Consider the following 23,413-nt stretch of genomic DNA (forward strand, 5'->3'; position numbering starts at 1 on the left):
TTTTTTCTGCGCCAAGCCGGCAGCGCGGGTGACTGCGTGGCATAATCGCTCGACACGTATCGCATTGCCCGCAGTCACTTTTCCCCGCATATCATGGCCAAGACTCTCTACGACAAATTGTGGGACTCCCATGTCGTCCGCACGGAAGAAGACGGCACGACGCTCCTCTACATCGACCGTCACCTGCTGCACGAAGTGACGAGTCCGCAGGCGTTCGAAGGTCTCAAGATCGCTACCCGTCCGGTTTGGCGCATCAGCGCCAACCTGGCCGTCTCGGACCACAACGTGCCCACCACGGACCGCAGCCACGGCATCGCAGATCCGGTCTCGAAGCTCCAGGTCGACACGCTCGACAGCAATTGCGACGCCTTCGGCATCACGCAATTCAAGATGACGGACAAGCGCCAGGGCATCGTGCACATCGTCGGTCCCGAGCAGGGCGCGACGCTGCCGGGCATGACGATCGTCTGCGGCGACTCGCACACGTCCACGCACGGCGCGTTCGGCGCGCTGGCGCACGGCATCGGCACGTCGGAAGTGGAGCACGTGCTCGCCACGCAAACGCTCCTGCAAAAGAAGAGCAAGAACATGCTCGTGAAGGTGGAAGGCCCGCTGCCGCGCGGCTGCACCGCGAAAGACATCGTGCTCGCGATCATCGGCAAGATCGGCACGGCGGGCGGCACCGGCTACGCGATCGAGTTCGGCGGTTCCACCATCCGTTCTCTCAGCATGGAAGGCCGCATGACGGTCTGCAACATGGCGATCGAAGCGGGCGCACGCGCCGGCATGGTCGCCGTGGACGACACCACGATCGAATATCTGAAGGACCGTCCGTTTTCGCCGCAAGGCGTCGAGTGGGATCAGGCCGTGGCGTACTGGCGGAATTTCCGCTCGGACGAAGGCGCGCAGTTCGACCGCGTGGTCGAGCTGGACGCTTCCGAAATCGTGCCGCAGGTCACGTGGGGCACGTCGCCGGAAATGGTGACGTCCATCGATAGCCGCGTGCCGGACCCCGAGCGCGAAAAAGATCCGGTGAAGCGCGACGCCATGGAGCGCGCGCTGCAGTACATGGCGCTCGAACCCAACACGCCCATCGATGCGATCAAGCCGGACAAGATTTTCATCGGCTCGTGCACGAACGCGCGCATCGAAGACCTGCGCGCTGCGGCGTACGTGGTGAAGAAGCTGGGTCGCCGCGTGGCGCCGAACATCCGGCTCGCGATGGTCGTGCCGGGCTCAGGTCTCGTGAAGGCGCAGGCCGAGCGCGAAGGTCTCGACAAGGTGTTCACCGATGCCGGCTTCGAATGGCGCGAGCCGGGCTGCTCGATGTGTCTCGCGATGAACGCGGACCGGCTGGAGCCGGGCGAGCGTTGCGCGTCCACGTCGAATCGCAACTTCGAAGGCCGTCAGGGCGCGGGCGGACGCACGCACCTCGTGAGCCCCGCGATGGCTGCCGCCGCCGCGATCGAAGGGCACTTCGTCGACATTCGCAAGCTGGGTTAAGACCCTCGTCTCATTCAGGGTGACGGATCATGGATAAATTCGTTGTGCACACCGGCGTCGTGGCGCCGCTCGATCGCGAGAACGTGGATACGGACGCGATCATCCCGAAGCAGTTTCTCAAGTCGATCAAGCGCACGGGCTTCGGCCCGAACGCGTTCGACGAATGGCGCTACCTGGATCACGGCGAGCCGGGCCAGGACAACTCGAAGCGTCCGCTGAACCCGGACTTCGTGCTGAACCAGCCGCGCTACCAGGGCGCGTCCATCCTGCTCGCGCGCAAGAACTTCGGCTGCGGCAGCTCGCGCGAACACGCGCCGTGGGCGCTTCAGCAGTACGGCTTTCGCGCCATCATCGCGCCCAGCTTCGCGGACATCTTCTACAACAACTGCTTCAAGAACGGTCTGCTGCCCATCGTGCTGACCGAGCAGCAGGTCGATCATCTGTTCAACGACACGTATGCGTTCAACGGCTACCAGCTCACCGTCGATCTGGACAAGCAGATCGTGCGCACGCCGGATGCCCGCGAATATCCGTTCGACGTGGCCGCGTTCCGCAAGTACTGTCTGCTGAACGGCTTCGACGACATCGGTCTTACGCTGCGCCACTCGGACGAGATTCGCCAGTTCGAAGCGGAGCGTCTTGCGAAGCAGCCGTGGCTGAATCATCGGATCGTCGGCTGAGACCAGCCGCCGAAGCGCAAGAGTCAAAACAGAGAACAGCAAGGAAACATCGGATGAAGATCGCAGTGTTGCCCGGCGACGGCATTGGCCCCGAGATCGTCAAGGAAGCCGTCAAGGTACTGAACGCCCTCGGCGAAAAGTTCGAACTGGAAGAAGCGCCCGTGGGCGGCGCGGGCTACGAGGCCAAGGGCCACCCGCTGCCCGACTCCACGCTCGCGCTGGCGAAGCAAGCCGATGCGATCCTGTTCGGCGCGGTGGGCGACTGGAAGTACGACTCGCTGGAGCGCGCGCTGCGTCCCGAGCAGGCCATTCTCGGGCTGCGCAAGCATTTGCAGCTGTTTGCCAACTTCCGTCCGGCCATCTGCTATCCGCAGTTGACGGGCGCGTCGTCGCTGAAGCCGGAAATCGTCTCGGGCCTCGACATCCTGATCGTGCGTGAACTCAACGGCGACATTTACTTCGGCTCGCCGCGCGGCGTGCGCGAGGCGCCGGACGGTCCGTTTGCCGGCGCGCGCGAAGGCTTCGACACGATGCGTTATTCGGAACCTGAAGTGCGCCGCATCGCGCACGTCGCGTTCCAGGCGGCGCAAAAGCGGGCGAAAAAGCTTACGTCGGTCGACAAGGCGAACGTGCTGGAGACCTCGCAGCTGTGGAAGGACGTGATGATCGACGTCGCGAAGGAATATCCGGACGTCGAGCTTTCGCACATGTACGTGGACAACGCGGCCATGCAGCTCGTGAAGGGTCCGAAGGCGTTCGACGTGATCGTTACCGGCAATATGTTCGGCGACATTCTCTCGGACGAAGCCGCCATGCTGACGGGCTCCATCGGCATGCTGCCGTCCGCGTCGCTCGATGCGAAGAACAAGGGGTTGTACGAGCCGTCGCACGGCTCGGCACCGGACATCGCCGGCAAGGGCGTGGCCAATCCGCTCGCCACGATTCTTTCGGCCGCCATGATGCTGCGCTACTCGCTGAACCGCGCGGAGCAGGCTGACCGTATCGAAAGCGCGGTCAAGAAGGTGCTGGAGCAGGGTTATCGCACGGCAGATATCGTCACGCCGGGTTGTACCCAGGTCGGCACGGCGGCGATGGGCGACGCTGTGCTGGCGGCGCTTTAATCCGGCGGCGCCGCGAAGGCAACGTTGCTCGCAAGGTGGGGCCGCTTTGGCCCCGTCTTGTGCGCCCGTGTCTATCGGTGCCACAACTTGTTTTAAGTGCGGCAAAGTGGACCGTATCCGCTTGAATTTTTGGGTTTTCGTGTAGACTGTTGCGATGGCGACGATCCCCCAGATCATTTCGATTTCGAAGCTCCACGGCAAAACGGCCCGTGCAGTTTCGTTCGCCATGTCGTTCTCCATCACCACCATCAAAACGATTACCCCGAAAACGATCACGAAGCGCTGATCGTCCGTCGTGCCCGCCCGTCTTCCCCGCGCGGTCACGCCGGGCAAGATAGCGGGGAAGTGTCCATTTCAAGGGTAAGTCATGAACGTAGGTCTCGTAGGTTGGCGCGGAATGGTCGGCAGCGTCCTCATGCAACGCATGCAGGAAGAGCGTGATTTCGACCTCATCGAACCGGTGTTTTTCAGCACCAGCAACGCAGGCGGCGACGCGCCGTCGTTCGCGAAGAACGAGACGAAGCTCAAAGACGCGTCGAGCATCGACGACCTCAAGAAGTGCGACATCATCATCACCTGCCAGGGCGGCGACTACACGAACGACGTGTTCCCGAAGCTGCGCGCCGCGGGCTGGAACGGCTACTGGATCGACGCGGCTTCGTCGCTGCGCATGAAGGACGATGCGGTCATCATCCTCGACCCGGTCAACCTCGACGTCATCAAAGACGCGCTCGTCAAGGGCCAGAAGAACTTCATCGGCGGCAACTGCACGGTGAGCCTCATGCTGATGGCGTTGGGCGGCCTGTTCCGCGAGAACCTCGTGGACTGGATGACCGCGATGACGTACCAGGCGGCCTCCGGCGCGGGCGCGCAGAACATGCGCGAGCTGCTCCAGCAAATGGGCACGCTGTACGGTGCGGCGAAGGAAGATCTGGCGAATCCGTCGTCGGCTATTCTCGACATCGACCGCCGCGTGCTGGCTGCCATGAACAGCGACCGCATGCCGGTGGACCACTTCGGCGTGCCGCTCGCAGGCTCGCTGATTCCGTGGATCGACAAGGACCTCGGCAACGGCATGTCGCGCGAAGAATGGAAGGGCGGCGCCGAAACCAACAAGATTCTGGGCAAGCCGGCCATGGGCCAGCCGGGCTCCATTCCCGTGGACGGACTGTGCGTGCGCATCGGCGCCATGCGCTGCCACTCGCAGGCGCTCACCATCAAGCTGCGCCAGGACGTGCCGCTCGACGAGGTCAACAGCATCCTCGCTTCCGGCAACGACTGGGTGAAGGTGGTGCCGAACGAGCGTGAAGCGTCGATGCGCGACCTGTCGCCTTCGGTGGTGACCGGCACGCTGACGGTGCCGGTGGGCCGCCTGCGTAAGCTCGCGATGGGCGGCGAATACCTGTCGGCGTTCACGGTGGGCGACCAGCTGCTGTGGGGCGCGGCCGAACCGCTGCGCCGCATGCTTCGCATCCTGCTCGACAAGTAAAGTAAACTACGCGCTTACGACGCGTAGCCAACTTTCAAGAAGCGTCGCGCCAGTCGCGGCGCTTTTTTATTGTGCGCCGCGAATCCTGTCTCCATCCCCAACACAATCCGCGCGACGACGCGCAAACGATTCCAATGATCGTTCGATTCGATTCCGTTGAACCCGCTCGTGCGGTTCGGTCCCGGAAGGCTTGCGGCCCGTTGCGCAGCCTTGCTGCGGCAATCGCCGTGGCGTTCCTGGCGCCTGGCCTCTCGCAAGCCGCGCCTGCTGCGACCGCTGGAGCTTCCGGTGCCGCAAACGCCGCCGCTAGCGCGCCCAGCGCCGCGAATGTCGCGAGCGCGGCCGGTGCCGGCACCGCCAGTCAGTACACCGTACGCCCCGGGCAGTCGCTCAACGACGTGGCGATCGACGTCACGCAATCGCACGATCGCGCCACGCTTGCCCGTGCGACACGCGCCCTGTTCGACGCGAATCCGGGCGCGTTCATGGGCCACGATTCGAACCGGCTGAAGCTGGGCGCCGTGCTCAATGTGCCGTCGCTCGATGCGACGGGCGCGCCGGCCGCCAGTGGCGTGGCGCCGTCCGCTGCACCGGCCGCTTCCGCGGCGACGGTGACTGCGGCGAGCGCGGCGGCTGCTTCGCCGTCTGCGTCCCATGCGCAAGAACAAGCGCCTAATGCATTGCCGCACGCCACCATGGCGGGCACGGCCGCGTCGGCGAGTGCGGCGGCCGCAACCGCATCGGTTGCCGCAGCGACGGGCGGTAGTGCCGCTGCGGCTAGCGCCAATACCGCGGCGGCTGGGACATCGGTGCCCGCAACGACTTCGGCTTCCCCTTCTGCTTCGTCCACGCCTGCAACGTCCGCTGCGGCCACGTCGAGCCAGGCCGTGCCGGCCGCCACTGCGAGCGGCACACACGTCTGGAGCGGCGCCATCCAGCCCCCGGCAAGTGAACCGGCGGGCGCCGCGCCGGCTAGTACTCCTTCCGCGTCGAGCGCAACGCCCGCTCAGCCGGCCACTTCGGCTGCGGCGCAACCGGCTTCGCAGCCTCGCGTGCCGCTTTCCAGCCTCCAGCAATTGCTCGCGCTGAAGAATCGCGTGCTGATGGAGTTGCAGAAGCATGGCATCGGGGCTGGGAAGTCCGCTGCACCGAGCACGGGTGCAGCCGCGTCGGGTGCGACGGCGCAAGCGCCAGTCGGCGGGGCGTCGCAGGGGGCGGCGAAAGCGCCCTCCAGCAGTGCGCCGGCTATATCGGCGCCGGCAACGGGATCGCGGGCCGGTGGCGGGCCGTTCCAGTTGCCGCCTGTCGAGCCTGCCGTGGCAGCCGGTCTGGGTGCCGCGGTGGTGGCATTGATCGTCGGTTTTGCCGTTACCCGGCGCAAGCGTAAGGCAAGCACGGCGGGCGCCGCCGAAGGCGCGCCGTCTACTTTGGCTTCGGCGCAAGACACGCCGCAACCGCACGATGGCGACCGGGCTCGGGCGCGGCAGGCAGCAGCGACGGGCGCAGGCCTTCTCGCAGCCGACGCCGCCGCGCACATGGCCCGGCAGAACGAGGAAGCTGCGGCAGCCGCGCGCGACGACATTGTTCCGGAACTCGTGCCAACGCTCATGCCGGGCGGGGCGTCGTCGGATTCGGCGCTGTCTTCCGCGACCGAGCATGGCGATCATGCCGAAAGCCGGGACACACACGACGAAGACGTAACGGCCCACCCGCACGAAGCCGCGTTCGATCCTGCCGCATCGCAGGAACCCGCCGCCGGGCCCGAAGCGCAGGGAACCGGCCCTGACAGCCCGGAGACGTTCGACCACGTAACGGGAGCGGCCAGCCTCGCGGCCGCCGCGGAACTGGGCGCCGACGCGTTGCCGCCGACGCATTTCGAGCCCGTCGGGACGCCCGAGCATGCGCCGTACGAGCCGGAGGGCGAGAGCGGACCGGCTGCGCAGTCCCACGCATTCGAACCCGAAACGGCCGACGACGCGACCCGCGCCGCCAGCCTGGCCGCTGCCGCCGAATTGGGCGCCGAGGCGCTGCCGCTGCGGGATCTGGAACCGCAGCATGGCGCGACGGACGGCCTCCCACCCTTTGCGCAGCCCGAAGACGCAAGCCTGACTCAGACGGAATCGCAGCAGGATCAGAGCGCCACAGCCGAGCTTCACGAAGAGCCGTCAGCCGCACGAGCCGAGGGCATCCCCGCTGCGTCAGTCGAACCTGAAGCGCCCACTCAAACCACGCACCCCACGTCCGAGTTCCCGCACGAGGCCGTCGCGGCACTGGGCAGTCTCGACATGCCGTTGCCGCCTCGCGTCGAACAGCCATCGGTTGGAGAACCGGCCGCTGCGCCTTTCGCGCCGCCGCCCGTTTCACGTCCAATCGCATACGCAGGTTTGGCCGAGGCGCTGACTCGGGGCGCGAACGCGGGCGCCACGCCGGCGGCGGAACCGTCCGCGCCCGCTGGCGCAGCACCAGAATCGCTCTCGCTGCAGCCGGTCGCGTCGCCGGAGGCAACGGCGCAGCAGGCCGTTCCGGAAGCGGTGTCGGCTCCGGCAACGGTGGCGAGCGAAATCGCCGCAGGCACGGCCGGCGCCGCGGCGGTGGCCGGCCTCGGCGCGGCACGATTCGGTGCGCTGAAGCTCGATTTCGACCTCGAACTGCCGCCCAGCCCCGCGCAGCCGCTGCCCGCTTTCACGCCGGAGCAACTGGCGAAGATCGCGCGCAACAAGCTGGAGCTTGCGTCGGAGTACATCCAGCTGGGCGACCTCTCGGGCGCACGTACGCTCATCAACGAGGTGATCGAATCGAACGACGCCGGCACGCGGGACGAAGCGCGCGCGTTGCTGTCCACCCTCGCGCCGTTGTCCTGACGCTCGCCGTATGCGCATTGCCCTGGGAATCCAGTACGACGGCGCCGCGTTTTGCGGCTGGCAATCGCAGCCGCACGGACGGACGGTGCAGGACGAACTCGAACGCGCCTTGCGCGAGTTCGCGCAGACGCCGTTGCAGACCGTGGTGGCAGGACGCACGGATACGGGCGTCCACGGCCTGGGTCAGGTCGTGCACTTCGATACGGAGCTGGATCGCGCGTCGTTTTCGTGGGTGCGCGGCACGAACGCGTTCTTGCCGTCGACGGTCGCCGTGCAGTGGGCCAAGCCCATGCCAGAGGCGTTTCACGCGCGCTTTTCGGCCTTCGAGCGCACCTACTATTACGTGCTGTACGTGCACCCCGTGCGTTCGCCGATGCTCGCGGGCCGGGCCGGATGGATTCATACGCCGCTCGACGTCGACGCGATGCGCGAGGCCGCTGCGTGCCTGATCGGCGAGCACGATTTTTCGGCGTTCCGGTCTTCGGAGTGCCAGGCGAAGACGCCGGTGAAGCATCTGTATCAGATCGACATTCGTCCCCAGGGCGACTTCATCCACTTTCGCTTTCGCGCGAACGCGTTTCTGCATCACATGGTGCGCAACCTGATGGGGTGCCTCGTCGCGGTGGGACGCGGACGTTATCCTGTGGCGTGGCTCGCCCAGGTTCTCGATAGCCGCGACCGCAACCGCGCCGCGCCCACGTTCATGCCGGAAGGGCTTTATCTGGCGCGTGTGGGCTATCCCGCGCAATTCGAGGTGCCCGGCCCGCACACCGGCAGCGTGCCCTGGAGCGCCGTGTGGGCGGACGACGAGGCGCCTTCCGCCGCCGCGTCTCACGCTCAACCCGAACAGCAGACGAGTCACCAATCATGACGAACCCAGCCGCACCCTCCGCCGAAGGCCGCGAGCCCCAGGACCAGCACGCCCCGCGACATCGCACGCGGGTGAAGCTGTGCGGCCTCTCGAAGCCAGACGATGTGGAGCAGGCCGTCGAACTGGGCGCGGACGCCATCGGCCTCGTGTTCTATCCGAAGAGCCCGCGTTACGTCAGCATCGCTCAGGCGGTGGAGATGATGCGCGACGTGCCGCCGTTTCTCTCGGTGGTTGGGCTCTTCGTCAATGCCACGCCGGAATGGATCGGCGAGGTGGCGAGCAACGTGCCGCTCACCCTGCTGCAATTCCACGGCGACGAAACGCCTGAGCAATGCGAGACGCTGGCCGGCGTTGCCGGTTTGCCCTGGTTGCGGGCTCTGCGGGTCGCGGCCGATACTCGTCAGGCCGATTTGCTAAAATTGGCGCTTAACTATTCATCAGCCAACGGTTTGCTGTTCGACGCGCTCGTCGAGGGCTACGGTGGCGGCGGGAAGGTTTTCGATTGGTCACTTATCCCAGCAGAGCTCGCGCGTCGGGCCGTTTTGAGTGGTGGGTTGAACGCGCAAAACGTCGGTGAGGCGATCCGCCAGGTGCGTCCGTATGCCGTCGATGTCTCCAGTGGCATCGAAGTGCCGGGCGCAAAGGGCGTGAAAGACCACGCCCGAATGGCGGCGTTCGTACGCGCGGTGCGCGAAGCGGACGCGGGATGATTTCAGGTGGTGAGGCACCGTCCGGCCCAACGAGCGCCGGCTGCCGCACCCCTCACTTCAGAGTGACTCATGTACAACTTGCCCGATGAACGAGGCCATTTCGGCCAATATGGCGGCGTGTTCGTCGCCGAAACGCTGATTCACGCGCTTTCCGAGCTGCGCGAAGCCTACGCGAAATACAAGGACGATCCCGACTTCGTGGCCGAATATCGCCGCGAGCTGAAGCACTTCGTCGGACGTCCCTCTCCCATTTATCACGCCCAGCGCTGGAGCGAACTGCTCGGCGGCGCGCAGGTGTACCTCAAGCGCGAGGACCTGAACCATACCGGCGCCCACAAGGTGAACAACGTGATCGGCCAGGCGCTGCTCGCGCGACGCATGGGCAAACCGCGCGTGATCGCCGAAACCGGTGCCGGCCAGCACGGCGTGGCCACGGCCACCATCGCGGCGCGCTTCGGCATGGAGTGCGTGGTCTACATGGGCTCCGAAGACGTGCACCGGCAGGCGGCCAACGTCTATCGCATGAAACTGCTCGGCGCGACCGTGGTGCCCGTGGAGTCCGGTTCGCGCACGCTGAAGGACGCGCTCAACGAAGCCATGCGCGACTGGGTGACGAACGTGGAGAACACGTTCTACATCATCGGCACGGTGGCGGGCCCGCATCCGTATCCGATGATGGTGCGCGACTTCCAGCGCGTGATCGGCGACGAATGCAAGGTGCAGATGCCCGAGATGACGGGCCGGCAGCCGGACACGGTGATCGCGTGCGTGGGCGGCGGGTCGAACGCGATGGGCATTTTCTATCCGTACATCGACGACAACACCGTGCAACTGATCGGCGTGGAAGCGGCCGGCGACGGCATTGAAACCGGCCGCCACGCGGCCTCTCTGATGGGCGGCTCGCCCGGCGTGCTGCACGGCAACCGCACGTACCTGCTGCAGGACGAGAACGGCCAGATCATCGAGACGCATTCGATCTCGGCGGGTCTCGACTATCCGGGCGTGGGTCCCGAGCACGCGTGGCTCAAGGACAGCGGCCGCGCGCAATACGTGCCGATCACGGACGAAGAAGCGCTTAAGGCCTTTCACGACTGCTGCCGCATCGAGGGCATCATTCCGGCGCTCGAATCGAGCCATGCGCTGGCCTACGCTGCCAAGCTGGCGCCGACGTTGCCGAAGGACAAGATCCTGCTGGTCAACCTGTCGGGCCGCGGCGACAAGGACATGCACACGGTCGCTGAGCGATCGGGCATCAAGTTCTGAGCGCCGCCGCGATGCGCGACGAGTTCGAAGCGCCGCAACCGGAGTTCGAGCCGGCCGCGCCTGCCGATCAGGCGGGCACGGCCGGCTTGCCGCCGCATGATGCCGTGCTGGCCTCCGCTTCGGCGGCAGGCGGCGGGGCGGACGTGGCGGCTGCGCCTGCCGGTACGGTGCCTTCGGGCATTCGTCTCCTGAACCGCGATTTTCTGACCGAAGCGGCGGCGTTGCCGGACGCCTCGATCGACCTGATCGTGGCCGACCCGCCTTACGGCCTCGGCAAAGACTACGGCAACGACTCCGACATGCGTTCCGGCGAGGAATTTCTCGTCTGGACGCGCCAGTGGCTCGAGCTCGCCGTGCCCAAGCTCAAGCCCACGGGCTCGCTGTACATCTTCTGCACGTGGCAGTACGCGCCCGAAATCTTCTGCTTTCTGAAGACGAAGCTCACGATGGTCAACGAGATCATCTGGGACCGGCGGGTGCCGAGCATGGGCGGAACGACGCGCCGCTTCACGTCGGTACACGACAACATCGGTTATTTCGCGGTCTCGCGGGACTATTACTTCGATCTCGATCCCGTTCGCATTCCCTACGACGCCGCGACCAAGAAGGCCCGCTCGCGCAAGCTGTTCGAGGGCAGCAAGTGGCTGGAGCTTGGCTACAATCCAAAGGATGTCTGGTCGGTTTCACGTCTGCATCGGCAGCACGCCGAGCGCGTGGACCATCCCACCCAGAAGCCTCTGGAAATTGTCGAGCGCATGGTGCTTGCCAGCTGCCCGCCCGGCGGCCGCGTGCTGGACCCGTTCATGGGCAGCGGCACGACGGCCGTGGCCTGCGCGCGCCACGGCCGCGAGTTCGTCGGCTATGAAATCAACGAAAGTTACTGCGCGATTGCGCGCGAGCGCGTAAGCGTGGCAACGCCTGCAACCGTTCGCGGCGTGACTGCGGCTGTGGCGGCTGCTGAGAACCGCGCTGCCGACAGCGAAGGCGCAGCAAACGCTGCGCGGGCCACCGAAGCGGAGTCCGAACCGTGAGCCTGAGCACTGGCAGAAGCGGGCGGGCCGACCAGCTCGGTCGCCTGTCTGAAGAAGCCGGGCGCCCCCACTCGCGAAGTGCGCCGTAACCCCTTTCCAGAGAAAAATTCCATGTCCCGTATCCAGAAGACGTTCGATGCACTGACCGCGCAGCGCCGCAAAGGGCTGATTCCGTTTATCACGGCCGGTGACCCTGATCCGAACCGCACCGTGGAATTCATGCACGCGCTCGCCGCAGGCGGCGCTGACGTGATCGAACTCGGCGTGCCGTTTTCGGACCCGATGGCCGATGGTCCCGTGATCCAGCAGTCGTCGGAACGCGCGCTCGCCAAGGGCGTGACGCTGCGTCACGTGCTGGCTGACGTGAAGCGCTTTCGCGAAAAGAACGGCACCACGCCGGTCGTTCTGATGGGCTATGCCAATCCGGTGGAGCGCATGGGCGTGGATACATTTGCTGCCGCGGCGAAGGAAGCCGGTGTGGATGGCGTGCTGATCGTCGACTATCCTCCGGAAGAATCGGCTAATTTCGCCGAAAAGATGAAATCTTCGGGTATCGATCCGATCTTCCTGATCGCACCCACTTCCACCGACGAGCGCATCGCCGAAGTCGGCCAGATCGCAAGCGGCTACGTCTATTACGTGTCGTTGAAGGGCGTGACCGGCGCCGGGCATCTGGACGTTTCCACCATCGAAGGTAAAATCGCGGCCATCAAGTCGCACGTACCCCTGCCGGTGGGCGTCGGCTTCGGCATCCGCGACGCCCAAACGGCGCGCGCGGTGGCTGAAGTGGCGGACGCCGTCGTGATCGGCAGCCGTATCGTGCAATTGCTGGAGCAGGCCGCGCCCTCGGCGGCTGTCGGCGCCCTGACGCGCTTCATTACCGAAGTGCGCGAGGCTATCGACAGCGTGAGTGCGGCTGCACGGTAAAATTCGCCTTTACTTTCAACACGCTGCCGCCGGCTCGCCCGGCAGCGGCGCTGCCCGAGCAAGGCTTACGAAGGAATCAGTATGAGCTGGCTGGATAAACTGCTGCCGCCCAAAATCAAGCAGACCGACCCGAAGAACCGCAAGGGGATTCCGGAAGGCCTCTGGATCAAGTGCCCGTCGTGCGAGGCGGTGCTGTATCGCAACGACGTGGAGGCCAACCTGCACGTCTGCCCGAAGTGCGACCACCACATGCGCATCGGCGCGCGGGCGCGGCTCGACGGCCTGCTCGATCCGGAAGGCCGCTACGAGATCGGCCAGGAGATCGTGCCGGTCGATGCGCTGAAGTTCAAAGACAGCCGCAAGTACCCCGACCGCCTGAAAGAGGCGATGGACGAAACCGACGAGACCGACGCGATGGTCGTCATGGGCGGCGCCATCCATACGCTACCGGTGGTGGTGTCGTGCTTCGAGTTCTCGTTCATGGGCGGCTCGATGGGCTCCGTGGTGGGCGAGCGTTTCGTGCGCGGCGCGCAGAACGCGATCGAACAGCAGGTGCCGTTCATCTGCTTCACGGCTTCGGGCGGCGCGCGTATGCAGGAAAGCCTGCTTTCGCTGATGCAGATGGCCAAGACCACCGCGATGCTCACGAAGCTTGCTGAGGCAAAGCTGCCGTTCATCTCCGTGCTGACGGACCCGACGATGGGCGGCGTATCGGCGAGCTTCGCGTTCCTCGGCGACGTCGTGATTGCCGAGCCGAAGGCGCTGATCGGCTTCGCCGGGCCGCGCGTGATCGAGCAGACCGTGCGCGAAAAGCTGCCGGAAGGCTTCCAGCGCGCCGAGTTCCTGCTGCAAAAGGGCGCCATCGACATGATCGTGGACCGTCGCAAGCTGCGCGAAGAACTGGCGCGACTGATTGCGCTGCTGAGCCGCCAGCCGGCCGACGCCGTCGCCTGATACCGGGCGGCGCGCCCGCGCCGCCATCTCACGGTCTGCGGCGTCGTCGCCGCTCGAAACAACAAGATTTGCCCCTGCGCGCCGCAAGCGAAAGCAAGCGGCGCGCTGTCATTTCCGCGATAATCGCAGCGCATATGACGACATTCCCCTCTCTCGATGCGTGGCTCACGCATCTCGAATCCGCGCACCCGGTCGGCATCGACATGGGGCTCACGCGGATCGGCAAGGTTAAAGACGCACTGCAGCTCTCGTTCGCGTGTCCGATCATCACGGTTGGCGGCACGAACGGCAAAGGCTCGACGTGCGCGATCCTCGAAACGATCCTGCTGAAGGCCGGCTATAGCGTGGGCTGCCACACGTCGCCGCATCTGCTTGCGTTCAACGAACGCGCGCGCGTCAACGGCCAGATCGCGACAGACGAAGAACTGCTCCCGCATTTCGAAGCCGTCGAGGCGGCGCGTTGCTCGCTGCCGGAGCCCGTTTCGCTCACCTATTTCGAATTCACGACGCTCGCGATCATGCATCTGTTCGCAGCGCGTGACCTCGATGCAGTGATCTTCGAGGTGGGGCTGGGCGGCCGGCTCGACGCGGTGAACATTCTGGACACCGACTGCGCCATCATCACGAGCATCGACCTCGACCACACCGAATACCTCGGCGACACGCGCGAAAAGATCGCGCTCGAAAAGGCCGGTATTTTCCGCGCGGGCAAGCCGGCCATTTGTGCCGACCCGGTGCCGCCGCAGACGCTCATCGACTACGCCGAAGAAATTGGCGCCGATCTGTGGCTCTTCGGCCGCGATTTCCGCTACGAAGGCCAGCCGGGCAGCGAGCGTCAGCAATGGACCTACGCCGGCCGCGCCATGCGGCGCGCCGCACTCGCGTACCCGGCGTTGCGCGGCGCAAACCAGCTGATCAATACGTCTGCGGCGCTCGCGGGTCTCGAAGCACTGCGCGACCGCTTGCCGGTTTCGGCACAGGACATACGCCTGGGTCTTGCCAACGTCGAGTTGCCGGGCCGCTTCCAGGTGCTGCCGGGCAAGCCGTCCATCATCTTCGACGTGGGCCACAACCCGCACGCCGCGGCCGTGCTGGCGCAGAACCTCGGCAGCATGGGCTACTTCCCGTACACCTATGCCGTGTTCGGATCGATGCGCGACAAGGACATCGCGGGCGTGGTGCGGCATCTGAAGGGCGAAATCGACCACTGGTGCGTGACGGATTTGCCGCTGCCGCGCGCCGCGAAGGCCGAGGAACTCGAGCACGTGTTGCGGGACGCCGGCGTGACGGACGGCCCGGACAGCAGCGTCACGCGCTTCGAATCGCCTGCGGCAGCGTTTCAAGACGCGCTAAAACGGGCAACCGAAAATGATAGAATCTTGGTTTTCGGAAGTTTCGTGACCGTCGCCGGCGTAATGGCCTGGCGCAAGTCACAGCAACACTGACAGGCGGCTCCCGGGCCCAGCGGACCAGCCATTCATGGGAATTTTCTCGTTCGGCAAGAAAGACGACGCACCGAGCCGGCGCGGCGCAGACTCCAGTGCGACGCGGGGCGGCCGAAATGCGCGCGTCGAGCGGCGCTCGCGCCGCACCGAACGTCCGGCTGCGGACGCCGATGCCATGCTGCTCGACCCCAGCTTGCCGGAGAAGCAGCGGGCACGCCGGCGCCTGGTAGGCGCCATCGCGCTCGTGGTCGCGGCAATCGTCGTGTTGCCCATGGTGCTCGACTCGCACCCCAAGCCCGTCACCGACGACATCTCCATCGACATCCCCAACCGTCCGGTCGCCAAGGCCAGCACGGCGGCGCAGGACACCCAGGCGGGCGTCGCGCCTGACAACCCGCCAGCGCCTGATGTTGCGCCCGGTGCGTCGGGGCTGACGTCGGCAAGCCCGAATGTCGCGGCGGCCTCTTCGGCAGCGGCAGGCGGTAAAACGGCTGCGAATACGAAGTCCCCGGCCGCGGTGACCAGCAGCACAGCCAGCAACGCGCCGAGCGCCCAGGTCGCGCCTTCAGCAACCACCCAGTCCAAGACTCACAGCAACGCCGCACAGGTCGCAAACAGCGCGACGAACAACGCGGCCAATAACGCGGCAAACAGCCAGGCCAACAGCAGCGCCCGCGCAGCCAAGGCTGAACCCAGCACAGACGCAGGAAAAGACACCGGCTCCCCGGCTTCTCCGCCCGGCGCGCGGTTTGCGGTGCAACTGGGCGTGTTCCCGGACGACGCCAGCGCCCGGAATTGGGCCGCGAAGTTGAAAGCGGCCGGAGTTCCCGCATATACGGAGCGTCGCAAGCAGGCAGACGGTTCGATGCGCACGCTCTTGCGCGCCGGTCCGTTTGCGGACCGTGCGGCGGCGTCGGCGGCAATAGCGAAGGTGCGCGAGGCGGGCCTCGGCTCGGGCGCGAACGGCAGTAGCGGCCAGTCCGCGCAGTAAGCCACCGATAAGCCGCCGATGTTCACCGCCTTCGACTACGCTGTAATGGCGGTTATTGTGCTGTCAGCCCTGCGGGGCACGTGGCGCGGGTTTTTGTCCGAGGTATTCGGGCTCGTGGGCTGGATCGTCGCGTTCCTGGTGGCGTGCCGGTTCGTCGGTCTGGTGGTGCCGTGGATTCCGGCTAACTGGCCGGGTGGCGCGCTGACCCAGTGGTTGATCGCATTCGCGGTCATCGTGGTCGGCGTCATCCTCGTAGCGGGCGTGGCGAGCGCAGTGCTCAGCCGGCTCGTGCAGGCCACGGGCCTTTCCGGCGTGGACCGGTCGCTCGGGTTGTTGTTCGGCCTCGCACGCGGGGTCGTGCTGGTGTTGATTCTGGTCGCCCTTGCAGGCTTGACCGAACTGCCCAAACAAGCTTTCTGGCGCGACGCGCTGCTGCGGCCCTACGCCGAGCAGGGCGTGCGTGAACTGAAACCGCTGCTGCCCGAGGCGCTTGCCACTTACGTCCGCGTGTGACGGAGCGGCAAGTCGAGGCGGGCGGCCCGACAGGCGTGCAACGCCGCGGCGTATCACCGGGTACTCAACGCCCGCGCCGCTACCGATTTCGAATCTTTTGAAGGACATGCCATGTGCGGCATCGTAGGCGTAGTTTCCCGATCTCCCGTCAACCAGCTCATCTATGACAGCCTGCTGCTTTTGCAGCATCGCGGCCAGGACGCAGCCGGCATCGCCACCGCGAACGGCAGCACGTTCCATATGCACAAGGCCAACGGCATGGTGCGCGACGTGTTCCGCACCCGCAACATGCGCAGCCTGCCCGGCACCTGGGGCATCGGCCAGGTGCGCTATCCCACGGCGGGGTCCGCATCGAGCGAGGAAGAGGCGCAACCGTTCTACGTGAACGCGCCGTTCGGCATCATCCTTGCGCACAACGGCAACCTCACGAACTGGCAGCAGTTGAAAGACGAGATGTTCCGCGTCGATCGCCGCCACATCAACACCAATTCGGACACGGAAGTGCTGCTCAACGTGCTCGCGCACGAGGTGCAGCTTTCGAGTTCCGGTCTGCAACTCGACCCCGCGGCGCTTTTCAAGGCTGTTGCCGGCGTGCACCGGCGCGTGCGCGGCTCGTATGCGATCGTGTCGCTGATCGCGGACTACGGTTTGCTCGCCTTCCGCGACCCGTTCGGCATCCGCCCGCTGTGCATCGGCAAGATGGAAACGCCCGAGGGCACCGAATGGATGGTGGCTTCGGAGTCCGTGGCGCTGGAAGGCATCGGCTTCGAATTCGTGCGTGACGTGGCGCCGGGTGAAGCGATCTTCATCGACATCGAAGGCAACTTCCACGCGCAGCAATGCGCCACCAACCCGAGCCTCAACCCCTGCATTTTCGAACTCGTGTACCTGGCGCGGCCGGATTCGGTGCTCGACGGCGTGCCGGTCTACAACGCCCGCCTGCGCATGGGCGACTACCTCGCGGCGAAAATCCTGCGCGTGTTGCCGTCCGACGTGAAGATCGACGTGGTCATGCCGATTCCCGATTCGTCGCGCCCCGCTGCCATGCAGGTGGCGGCGAAGCTCGGCGTCGAATATCGCGAAGGCTTCTTCAAGAACCGTTACGTGGGCCGTACCTTCATCATGCCGGGCCAGGCGGTGCGCAAGAAGTCGGTGCGCCAGAAGCTCAACGCCATGGGCATCGAGTTCAAGGGCAGGAACGTGCTGATCGTGGACGATTCCATCGTGCGCGGCACCACCTCGCACGAAATCGTGCAGATGGCGCGCGACGCGGGCGCCAACAAGGTGGTGTTCGCATCGGCTGCGCCGCCTGTGAAGTTCCCGAACGTCTACGGCATCGACATGCCGACGCGCGGCGAACTCGTGGCCCACGGCCGCTCGGACGAAGAAGTGGCGCGCTTGATCGGCGCGGACGTTCTCGTCTATCAGGACGTGGAAGACCTCAAGCAGGCCGTGCGCGATATCAACCCGGCGCTGAAGGGCTTCGAGGCATCGTGCTTCGACGGCGACTACATCACGGGCGACGTGACCACGGAGTATCTGGACCGTATCGAGCGTGCACGGCTGGCACCGGACGCGCAGTCGGACCGCGATGCGGCAAGCGACGCTATCGAAGGCGGCGTCGCGCGCTCGCAATTGCATCTGCAGCTTTCGGTGGAATAAGCGCCCGGCAGCGCTGACGACGGCCGCGGTGATGAACCGCGGTCAGTCGTGATAGCATGGCGGCTTGCGTCGATTTGATCTCAGCTTGCGGACGCGGGGCAACCCAAAACAGCTAAAGCGACCGGTGCCGCCATCGCCCCGACGCTTGAAGCCGCTCAAGGTTGAAGCCACAGCCACACAGGCACCTCGCCAATTACATGAAGCCCGCTTATGCCGACGCAAAGCGGGCTTTTTTGTTGTCCGCCGATGCCACGTGTTTCCATGCCGCCGCATGGAAGACCGCATAAGCACGACTGCGCATCGGCCTTGAAACGGAAACAGAACCAGCATGGACGATACCCTCAACTTCGACACGCTCGCCGTGCGTTCGGGCACGCTGCGCAGCGACTTCAACGAGCATTCGGAAGCCATCTTCCTCACGTCGAGCTTCTGTTTTTCGAGCGCCGCCGAAGCGGCCGAGCGCTTCAAGAACGCCGAAGACGCGTACACGTACTCGCGCTTCACCAACCCCACAGTATCGATGTTCCAGGACCGGCTCGCGGCGCTCGAGGGCGGCGAGGCGTGCATCGCCACGGCGTCGGGCATGGCGGCGATTCTCTCGGTGGTGATGTCGGCGCTGCAGGCGGGCGACCATATCGTCAGCTCGCAAAGCCTGTTCGGCTCCACGCTCGGCATGTTCTCGCAGATCTTCAGCCGCTTCGGCATTGCGACCACCTTCGTGGATCCGAAGGATCTCGACGCCTGGAAGAACGCCGTGCGCCCCGAAACGAAGATGTTCTTCCTCGAAACGCCGTCGAACCCGCTCACGGAAATTGCGGACATCGAAGCAGTCGGCAAGATCGCGAAAGCGGCCAACGCGCTCTTCGTGGTGGACAACTGCTTCTGTAGTCCCGCGCTGCAACAGCCGCTGAAACTGGGCGCGGATGTGGTGATGCATTCGGCCACCAAGTTCCTGGACGGTCAGGGGCGCGTGCTGGGCGGCGCACTCGTGGGTTCGCGCAAATTCATCATGGAGAAGGTGTTTCCGTTCGTGCGCAGCGCGGGGCCCACGCTTTCGGCCTTCAACGCGTGGGTGCTGCTCAAGGGCATGGAAACGCTGTCGCTGCGCGTCGAGAAGCAGTCGGCGAATGCGCTGGAGATCGCGCGCTGGCTGGAGTCGCATCCTGCGGTGAAGCGCGTGTTCTATCCGGGTCTCGAATCGCATCCGCAATATGCGCTCGCGAAGCGCCAGCAGAAGGCGGGAGGCGCGATCGTCTCGTTCGAGTTGAAGGGTGACACGCCCGACGCGCAGCGGGCCAACGCCTGGCGCGTGATCGACAACACGAAGATCTGCTCGATCACCGGCAACCTGGGCGACACGCGGACCACCATCACGCATCCCGCCACGACCACGCATGGCCGCGTCACGCCGGAAGCGCGCGCCGCGGCGGGCATCACCGAAGGCCTGATCCGCCTCGCGGTGGGCCTCGAAAATTCGGACGATATTCGCCACGACCTGGCGCGCGGTCTGGATTCGAAGTAACGGGCTGCACGGTGCCGGCTCGATCTCGATGAGCCGGCGCTATACGTTGGCTACATGTTGGCAACGCGCCGGCAGCACATCAAACCGAACTGCCTGCTCAGTGGCGCTGCATGCGCCACTGCCCGGGCGCTACGCCGAAGCGTCGTGAGAAGGCGTGCGTGAAGGCGCTCTGGTCTGCGAAACCCACTTCGAGCGCGATGTCGGTGAGGGCACGTCGTGGATCGGCAAGCAGCGTCACCGCCGTATCGAGCCGCAGCCGCTGAAGGTAGCGATGCGGCGTTTCGCCGAACGCTTCGTTGAAGAGTTGATGAAAGCGGCGCATGCCGAAGCCGCAGTGCGCGGCGAGGTCGGCGATACGCAGCGGTTCGGACAAGTGCGTCCGCAACCAGCGGTCGATGCGGGCGAAGTCGAGGCCCGCCGATTGCACCGCCGTGGCCTCGCGCGCCAGGCCCGCCTGGGCAACGATGCCCGCACACAGCCGCGTGGCGGCATCCCAACTGAAACGGCGCGTCGGCAAATCGGGCGAATCCGGCCATTGCGCTTCGCCTGCCGTGCCCGTCGTGCCCACCGCAATGTCCCGAACAAGCCGCACGAGCACGCTATCCAGCGCGAGCGGTCGTGCCTGCGCGAAGAGCCGCTCGGGCACCGCAACGGAGGCCGCGGGCAGGTCCAGCACGAGTTGCCGGTTCTCGCCGATGCCCGCGTAGTCGTGGCGCGCGCCGGCCGGAACCAGCCATGCCGAGTGCGCGTCGATCTGCTGCGCCACGCCATCCACCGCCATCACCATCGTGCCGTCTAGCCCGAGCACGACCTGATGAAAGTCGTGCACGTCCGACGCCTCGATATCGCCGTAACGGCGCAGCGAGACGCTGGGAGCGAGCAGTGGCGTATGAGGATGCGGCATCGCGGCAAACCGGGTGACAGAAGGGGCGTGGGAGCGTGCCTTCACGTCATCGGCGTTTCTCGCTCACTCAGACAGCGAGCAGTTCCACTTCGAACACGAGCGTCGCGTTCGGCGGAATCACGCCGCCCGCGCCGCGCACGCCGTAGCCGAGTTGCGGCGGAATCGTGAGCTTGCGCACGCCGCCCACCTTCATGCCCTGCACGCCTTCGTCCCAGCCCTTGATGACCATGCCGCCGCCCAGCACGAATGCGAACGGGTCGTTACGGTCTTTGCTGGAGTCGAACTTCTGGCCGTCGGTGAGCCAGCCGGTGTAATGCACGGTGACCGTCTGGCCGGCCTGCGCCTCGGCGCCGGTGCCTTCGGTCAGGTCCTCGTATTGAAGGCCGGATGCGGTCGTGACGTTCGACATGAGTAACTCCTGGTCGCGATAAAGGAAAAGTCGACATTGTAGGCGTATTGCCTTGCCTTCACGCTTTTCGCACCTCGCGAAGCCCGGGTTGGCGCGGCGCCGGGAAAGATGGTCGGGCACGTTTCGTGCGGCGCCGGAACACCTTTGGCGGCGCCTATAATTCAGTCGCTCTTTATCCCTGTTTTCCCAGACTCCTACGAGCTTCGTTCAAGGAATTCCGATCGTGGCAACGTCCCTCTCCCGTGCCGAACGCGTGGCACGTCTGTGTGCCGAAACCGCTCTCTTCATGCGCGACCACGTGCTCTCGGTGGTGTCGCACGACATGCGTAGTCCGTTGAACGCCGTGCACAGCTGGGCGTATGTGCTGGAGCGCAAGATCGACGCCGCCGACGCCACCGCGCAACGCGCGCTCACCGGCATTCGCACCGGCATCGAGCAGCAGGTGAAGCTGCTGGAGGAGGTGGTCGACACCACGCGCAGCGAAACCAGGAAGCTCGCCATCGAACGCGAACCGTTCGGGTTGCGCGCGCTGGTGGATGCGGCCGTGGACGAAGTGCGCGCCGGTCTTGCCGACGCACGCGGCGTAACGATCGTGGTCGATACGCCGCTCACCTCCGAACAGGTGACCGGCGACCGCGAGCGGATTGCGCAGGCGTTGTGGCTGATGCTCACGTTCGCCACGGAAGCGAGCGCGCGCGGCGGCACTGTGCTGCTCGCGGCTGCGGCCATTGGGGGTTCCGCGCATTTCAACGTGGCGTACTCGCCGTCGCCGCAGACGCTTACCGACGAATCGCTGCCGCATCTGCTCGAAGCCTTCGCGCGCCGTCAGGCGCAGGAGCCGCGCGAAGCCGGCCGCATCGCGTGGGTGTTGTCGCTCTGCCGACGCGTGGCCGAAGCGCATGGCGGCGCCTTCGAGCAGGCCATGCCGGAGGTTGACAAGAGCGCGACGCTCGCGTTGCACGTGCCGCTCATGGCCGGATGAACGCGTCGCGGGCGGCACCCCAGTCGCCGCCCGATGCCGTCCGCTCGCTTACATCCCACTTTCGGGCCCTATACTGACGACTTTTGTTGTTGGAGCCCGTTGTCTTGATCTAGGTTATCGCCCTTGTTGGTGCGCTGCTGCTCGTGGCGCTCAATGGTTTCTTCGTGGCCGCCGAGTTCGGACTCGTCAAGCTGAGACAAACGCGCGTCCAGACGCTGGAGAAGCGCTACGGCATGCGCGGCAAGCTGCTCGCGCGCGTGCACGGCCGGCTCGATGCCTATCTGTCCGCCTGCCAACTTGGTATCACGCTCGCGTCGCTGGGTCTCGGCTGGATCGGCGAGCCCGCGTTTGCGGAACTGCTCACGCCGGTCTTCGAGCTGGCCGGCGTGACGTCCGCGCAGTTGATTCACGGCATTTCGCTGTTCTTCGCCTTCTCGTGCATTTCGTTCCTGCATATCGTGGTGGGCGAGCTTGCGCCGAAGTCGCTCGCCATTCGCGAGGCCGAAAAGATCGCGCTGTGGGTGGCCGCGCCGCTTTACGGCTTCTACTGGGTCATGTATCCGGCCATCTGGCTGCTCAACACGAGCGCGAACGGTGTGCTGCGCATGGCCGGCCTCGCGCAGACGCACAACACCGACGCCCAGTACTCCACCGAAGAACTCAAGCTGATCCTGCGCAGCCGCCGCACGCGCGCAGCGGGCCACGCGGCGAAGGCGGCAGCGGAGCCAGGAGGACCGGCAGCGGCGCTGGCCTCGGCGGCCACGAATGCCTACAGCGCCGACGAGTGGAACACCATCGCGCATTCGCTCGACTTTTCCACCATGACCGTGTCGGACCTCATGCGGCCCGCACACGAACTGGTGAGCCTGCGGCTGGACCGACCGTGGCAGGAAAACCTGCAGGTGATCGCGCAGCATCGTTTCAGTCGCTATCCGCTGTTCGAAGACGGGTCCGGCGAGCACGTGGCCGGTGTCGTGCATCTGAAGGACCTGTTGCTCGCCCAGGAAAGCGGCGCGGCGCACGGAAACGAAAGCCTGCGCCGTTACGCGCGCCCCGTGCAGTACGTTAAACCGCAGATGCCCGCGCTCGAACTGTTCCGACGCTTCCGCAAGGGCGTGCCGCACTTCGCGCTGGTGGGCAACAAGCGCGGCCGGCCGATGGGCTTCATCACGCTAGACAACCTGCTGGGCGCGCTCGTGGGCCAGATTCACGACGAGTTCCGCCAGAGCGATGCCGACTGGACTCGCATGGACGACGGCACGCTGATGGGCAAGGGCAGCTTGCCGGTGGTTTCGCTGGAGCGCGCGCTCGGCATCGACATCGACGAAGGTCGCGCCGAATCGGTGGGCGGCCTCGTGATCCAGGCGCTCAACGATCTGCCTGCCGAAGGTCAGCGCGTGTCGTTCGATCGCTTCGACGTGGTGGTCAAGAAGATGAAGGGTCCGCGCATCGTGCTCGTGCGCGTGTACCCGAAAGACCTCGAAGACCTGGGCGGCTGAGTCCGGTTGCCTCGGCGCTTGGCACGGCCGCGTTACCGGGCCGCTAGCCTCCAGCCTCAAACGCCCCGCCTCAAAC

20 protein-coding genes are annotated in these 23,413 nt (G+C 65.6%); 18 read left to right on the forward strand and 2 right to left on the reverse strand.

Annotated elements, in window-relative coordinates:
- Positions 1–93: 93 nt before the first annotated feature.
- The 16 genes from leuC to PXJ20_RS13570 all read left to right on the forward strand — a co-directional run bounded on the left by leuC (position 94) and on the right by PXJ20_RS13570 (position 19,543).
- Positions 94–1,503 (forward strand): 3-isopropylmalate dehydratase large subunit, encoded by a 1,410-nt coding sequence (gene leuC, locus PXJ20_RS13495; RefSeq protein ID WP_421031446.1) that lies wholly within the window; start codon positions 94–96, stop codon positions 1,501–1,503.
- Positions 1,504–1,532: 29 nt separating this feature from the next.
- Positions 1,533–2,183 (forward strand): 3-isopropylmalate dehydratase small subunit, encoded by a 651-nt coding sequence (gene leuD / locus PXJ20_RS13500; RefSeq protein WP_413215838.1) that lies wholly within the window; start codon positions 1,533–1,535, stop codon positions 2,181–2,183.
- Positions 2,184–2,236: 53 nt separating this feature from the next.
- Positions 2,237–3,304 carry a 3-isopropylmalate dehydrogenase gene (gene leuB, locus PXJ20_RS13505; RefSeq protein ID WP_126879300.1) on the forward strand — a complete coding sequence of 356 codons (1,068 nt, stop codon included), beginning with the start codon at positions 2,237–2,239 and terminating at the stop codon, positions 3,302–3,304.
- Between the two features lie 367 nt (positions 3,305–3,671).
- On the forward strand, positions 3,672–4,793 hold the full coding sequence (gene asd, locus PXJ20_RS13510; RefSeq protein WP_413215839.1) for an aspartate-semialdehyde dehydrogenase: 1,122 nt from the start codon (positions 3,672–3,674) through the stop codon (positions 4,791–4,793).
- Positions 4,794–4,993: 200 nt separating this feature from the next.
- On the forward strand, positions 4,994–7,654 hold the full coding sequence (locus PXJ20_RS13515; RefSeq protein ID WP_421031445.1) for a FimV/HubP family polar landmark protein: 2,661 nt from the start codon (positions 4,994–4,996) through the stop codon (positions 7,652–7,654).
- Positions 7,655–7,664: 10 nt separating this feature from the next.
- A complete protein-coding gene (gene truA / locus PXJ20_RS13520) occupies positions 7,665–8,525 on the forward strand; it encodes a tRNA pseudouridine(38-40) synthase TruA (protein ID WP_421031444.1) in 861 nt (286 codons plus the stop codon).
- Positions 8,522–9,235, forward strand: coding sequence for a phosphoribosylanthranilate isomerase (locus PXJ20_RS13525; RefSeq protein WP_017773257.1), 714 nt, complete (start codon positions 8,522–8,524; stop codon positions 9,233–9,235). The genes truA and PXJ20_RS13525 overlap by 4 nt, the downstream gene beginning before the upstream one ends.
- Before the next feature lie 69 nt (positions 9,236–9,304).
- A complete protein-coding gene (gene trpB / locus PXJ20_RS13530) occupies positions 9,305–10,498 on the forward strand; it encodes a tryptophan synthase subunit beta (RefSeq protein WP_199544816.1) in 1,194 nt (397 codons plus the stop codon).
- Positions 10,499–10,509: 11 nt separating this feature from the next.
- A complete protein-coding gene (locus PXJ20_RS13535; protein WP_421031443.1) occupies positions 10,510–11,529 on the forward strand; it encodes a DNA-methyltransferase in 1,020 nt (339 codons plus the stop codon).
- 111 nt (positions 11,530–11,640) lie between these two features.
- Positions 11,641–12,456, forward strand: a complete 816-nt coding sequence (gene trpA / locus PXJ20_RS13540) for a tryptophan synthase subunit alpha (RefSeq protein ID WP_017773260.1) — start codon at positions 11,641–11,643, stop codon at positions 12,454–12,456.
- Positions 12,457–12,537: 81 nt separating this feature from the next.
- Entirely contained in the window at positions 12,538–13,410 is an 873-nt protein-coding gene (accD, locus tag PXJ20_RS13545; RefSeq protein ID WP_017773261.1) for an acetyl-CoA carboxylase, carboxyltransferase subunit beta, read from the forward strand.
- A gap of 134 nt (positions 13,411–13,544) precedes the next feature.
- Positions 13,545–14,855, forward strand: a complete 1,311-nt coding sequence (gene folC / locus PXJ20_RS13550; protein ID WP_421031442.1) for a bifunctional tetrahydrofolate synthase/dihydrofolate synthase — start codon at positions 13,545–13,547, stop codon at positions 14,853–14,855.
- A 34-nt stretch (positions 14,856–14,889) separates the two neighbouring features.
- Positions 14,890–15,846: an SPOR domain-containing protein gene (locus PXJ20_RS13555; protein WP_421031441.1), complete on the forward strand. Its 957-nt coding sequence runs from the start codon at positions 14,890–14,892 to the stop codon at positions 15,844–15,846.
- 18 nt (positions 15,847–15,864) lie between these two features.
- On the forward strand, positions 15,865–16,359 hold the full coding sequence (locus PXJ20_RS13560; RefSeq protein WP_017773264.1) for a CvpA family protein: 495 nt from the start codon (positions 15,865–15,867) through the stop codon (positions 16,357–16,359).
- 111 nt (positions 16,360–16,470) lie between these two features.
- Positions 16,471–18,021, forward strand: a complete 1,551-nt coding sequence (purF, locus tag PXJ20_RS13565; protein WP_017773265.1) for an amidophosphoribosyltransferase — start codon at positions 16,471–16,473, stop codon at positions 18,019–18,021.
- A 328-nt stretch (positions 18,022–18,349) separates the two neighbouring features.
- Entirely contained in the window at positions 18,350–19,543 is a 1,194-nt protein-coding gene (locus PXJ20_RS13570) for an O-succinylhomoserine sulfhydrylase (protein ID WP_421031440.1), read from the forward strand.
- Between the two features lie 97 nt (positions 19,544–19,640).
- Here the strand turns inward: PXJ20_RS13570 and PXJ20_RS13575 are convergent, their stop codons facing one another.
- Positions 19,641–20,447, reverse strand: coding sequence for a helix-turn-helix domain-containing protein (locus PXJ20_RS13575; protein ID WP_421031439.1), 807 nt, complete (start codon positions 20,445–20,447; stop codon positions 19,641–19,643).
- 67 nt (positions 20,448–20,514) lie between these two features.
- On the reverse strand, positions 20,515–20,856 hold the full coding sequence (locus PXJ20_RS13580) for an FKBP-type peptidyl-prolyl cis-trans isomerase (RefSeq protein WP_017773268.1): 342 nt from the start codon (positions 20,854–20,856) through the stop codon (positions 20,515–20,517).
- Positions 20,857–21,079: 223 nt separating this feature from the next.
- Between PXJ20_RS13580 and PXJ20_RS13585 the strand changes: the two genes are divergently transcribed.
- Both PXJ20_RS13585 and PXJ20_RS13590 read left to right on the forward strand, forming a co-directional pair.
- The gene (locus tag PXJ20_RS13585; protein WP_421031438.1) at positions 21,080–21,838 is read left to right on the forward strand and encodes a sensor histidine kinase; all 759 of its coding nucleotides are present in this window, start codon (positions 21,080–21,082) and stop codon (positions 21,836–21,838) included.
- A 116-nt stretch (positions 21,839–21,954) separates the two neighbouring features.
- The gene (locus PXJ20_RS13590; protein WP_421032614.1) at positions 21,955–23,337 is read left to right on the forward strand and encodes a hemolysin family protein; all 1,383 of its coding nucleotides are present in this window, start codon (positions 21,955–21,957) and stop codon (positions 23,335–23,337) included.
- Positions 23,338–23,413 lie beyond the last annotated feature (76 nt).

The sequence above is a fragment of the Paraburkholderia sp. A1RI_3L genome (genome assembly GCF_048957895.1).
GTDB classification, from domain to species: domain Bacteria; phylum Pseudomonadota; class Gammaproteobacteria; order Burkholderiales; family Burkholderiaceae; genus Paraburkholderia; species Paraburkholderia kururiensis.

What these genes read in the sequence shown, in the direction of transcription:
- leuC (WP_421031446.1), top strand. Translation starts at nt 94, where the DNA reads ATGGCCAAGACTCTCTACGACAAATTGTGGGACTCCCATGTCGTCCGC.
- leuD (WP_413215838.1), top strand. Translation starts at nt 1,533, where the DNA reads ATGGATAAATTCGTTGTGCACACCGGCGTCGTGGCGCCGCTCGATCGC.
- leuB (WP_126879300.1), top strand. Translation starts at nt 2,237, where the DNA reads ATGAAGATCGCAGTGTTGCCCGGCGACGGCATTGGCCCCGAGATCGTC.
- asd (WP_413215839.1), top strand. Translation starts at nt 3,672, where the DNA reads ATGAACGTAGGTCTCGTAGGTTGGCGCGGAATGGTCGGCAGCGTCCTC.
- truA (WP_421031444.1), top strand. Translation starts at nt 7,665, where the DNA reads ATGCGCATTGCCCTGGGAATCCAGTACGACGGCGCCGCGTTTTGCGGC.
- PXJ20_RS13525 (WP_017773257.1), top strand. Translation starts at nt 8,522, where the DNA reads ATGACGAACCCAGCCGCACCCTCCGCCGAAGGCCGCGAGCCCCAGGAC.
- trpB (WP_199544816.1), top strand. Translation starts at nt 9,305, where the DNA reads ATGTACAACTTGCCCGATGAACGAGGCCATTTCGGCCAATATGGCGGC.
- PXJ20_RS13535 (WP_421031443.1), top strand. Translation starts at nt 10,510, where the DNA reads ATGCGCGACGAGTTCGAAGCGCCGCAACCGGAGTTCGAGCCGGCCGCG.
- trpA (WP_017773260.1), top strand. Translation starts at nt 11,641, where the DNA reads ATGTCCCGTATCCAGAAGACGTTCGATGCACTGACCGCGCAGCGCCGC.
- accD (WP_017773261.1), top strand. Translation starts at nt 12,538, where the DNA reads ATGAGCTGGCTGGATAAACTGCTGCCGCCCAAAATCAAGCAGACCGAC.
- folC (WP_421031442.1), top strand. Translation starts at nt 13,545, where the DNA reads ATGACGACATTCCCCTCTCTCGATGCGTGGCTCACGCATCTCGAATCC.
- PXJ20_RS13555 (WP_421031441.1), top strand. Translation starts at nt 14,890, where the DNA reads ATGGGAATTTTCTCGTTCGGCAAGAAAGACGACGCACCGAGCCGGCGC.
- PXJ20_RS13560 (WP_017773264.1), top strand. Translation starts at nt 15,865, where the DNA reads ATGTTCACCGCCTTCGACTACGCTGTAATGGCGGTTATTGTGCTGTCA.
- purF (WP_017773265.1), top strand. Translation starts at nt 16,471, where the DNA reads ATGTGCGGCATCGTAGGCGTAGTTTCCCGATCTCCCGTCAACCAGCTC.
- PXJ20_RS13570 (WP_421031440.1), top strand. Translation starts at nt 18,350, where the DNA reads ATGGACGATACCCTCAACTTCGACACGCTCGCCGTGCGTTCGGGCACG.
- PXJ20_RS13575 (WP_421031439.1), bottom strand. Translation starts at nt 20,447, where the DNA reads ATGCCGCATCCTCATACGCCACTGCTCGCTCCCAGCGTCTCGCTGCGC.
- PXJ20_RS13580 (WP_017773268.1), bottom strand. Translation starts at nt 20,856, where the DNA reads ATGTCGAACGTCACGACCGCATCCGGCCTTCAATACGAGGACCTGACC.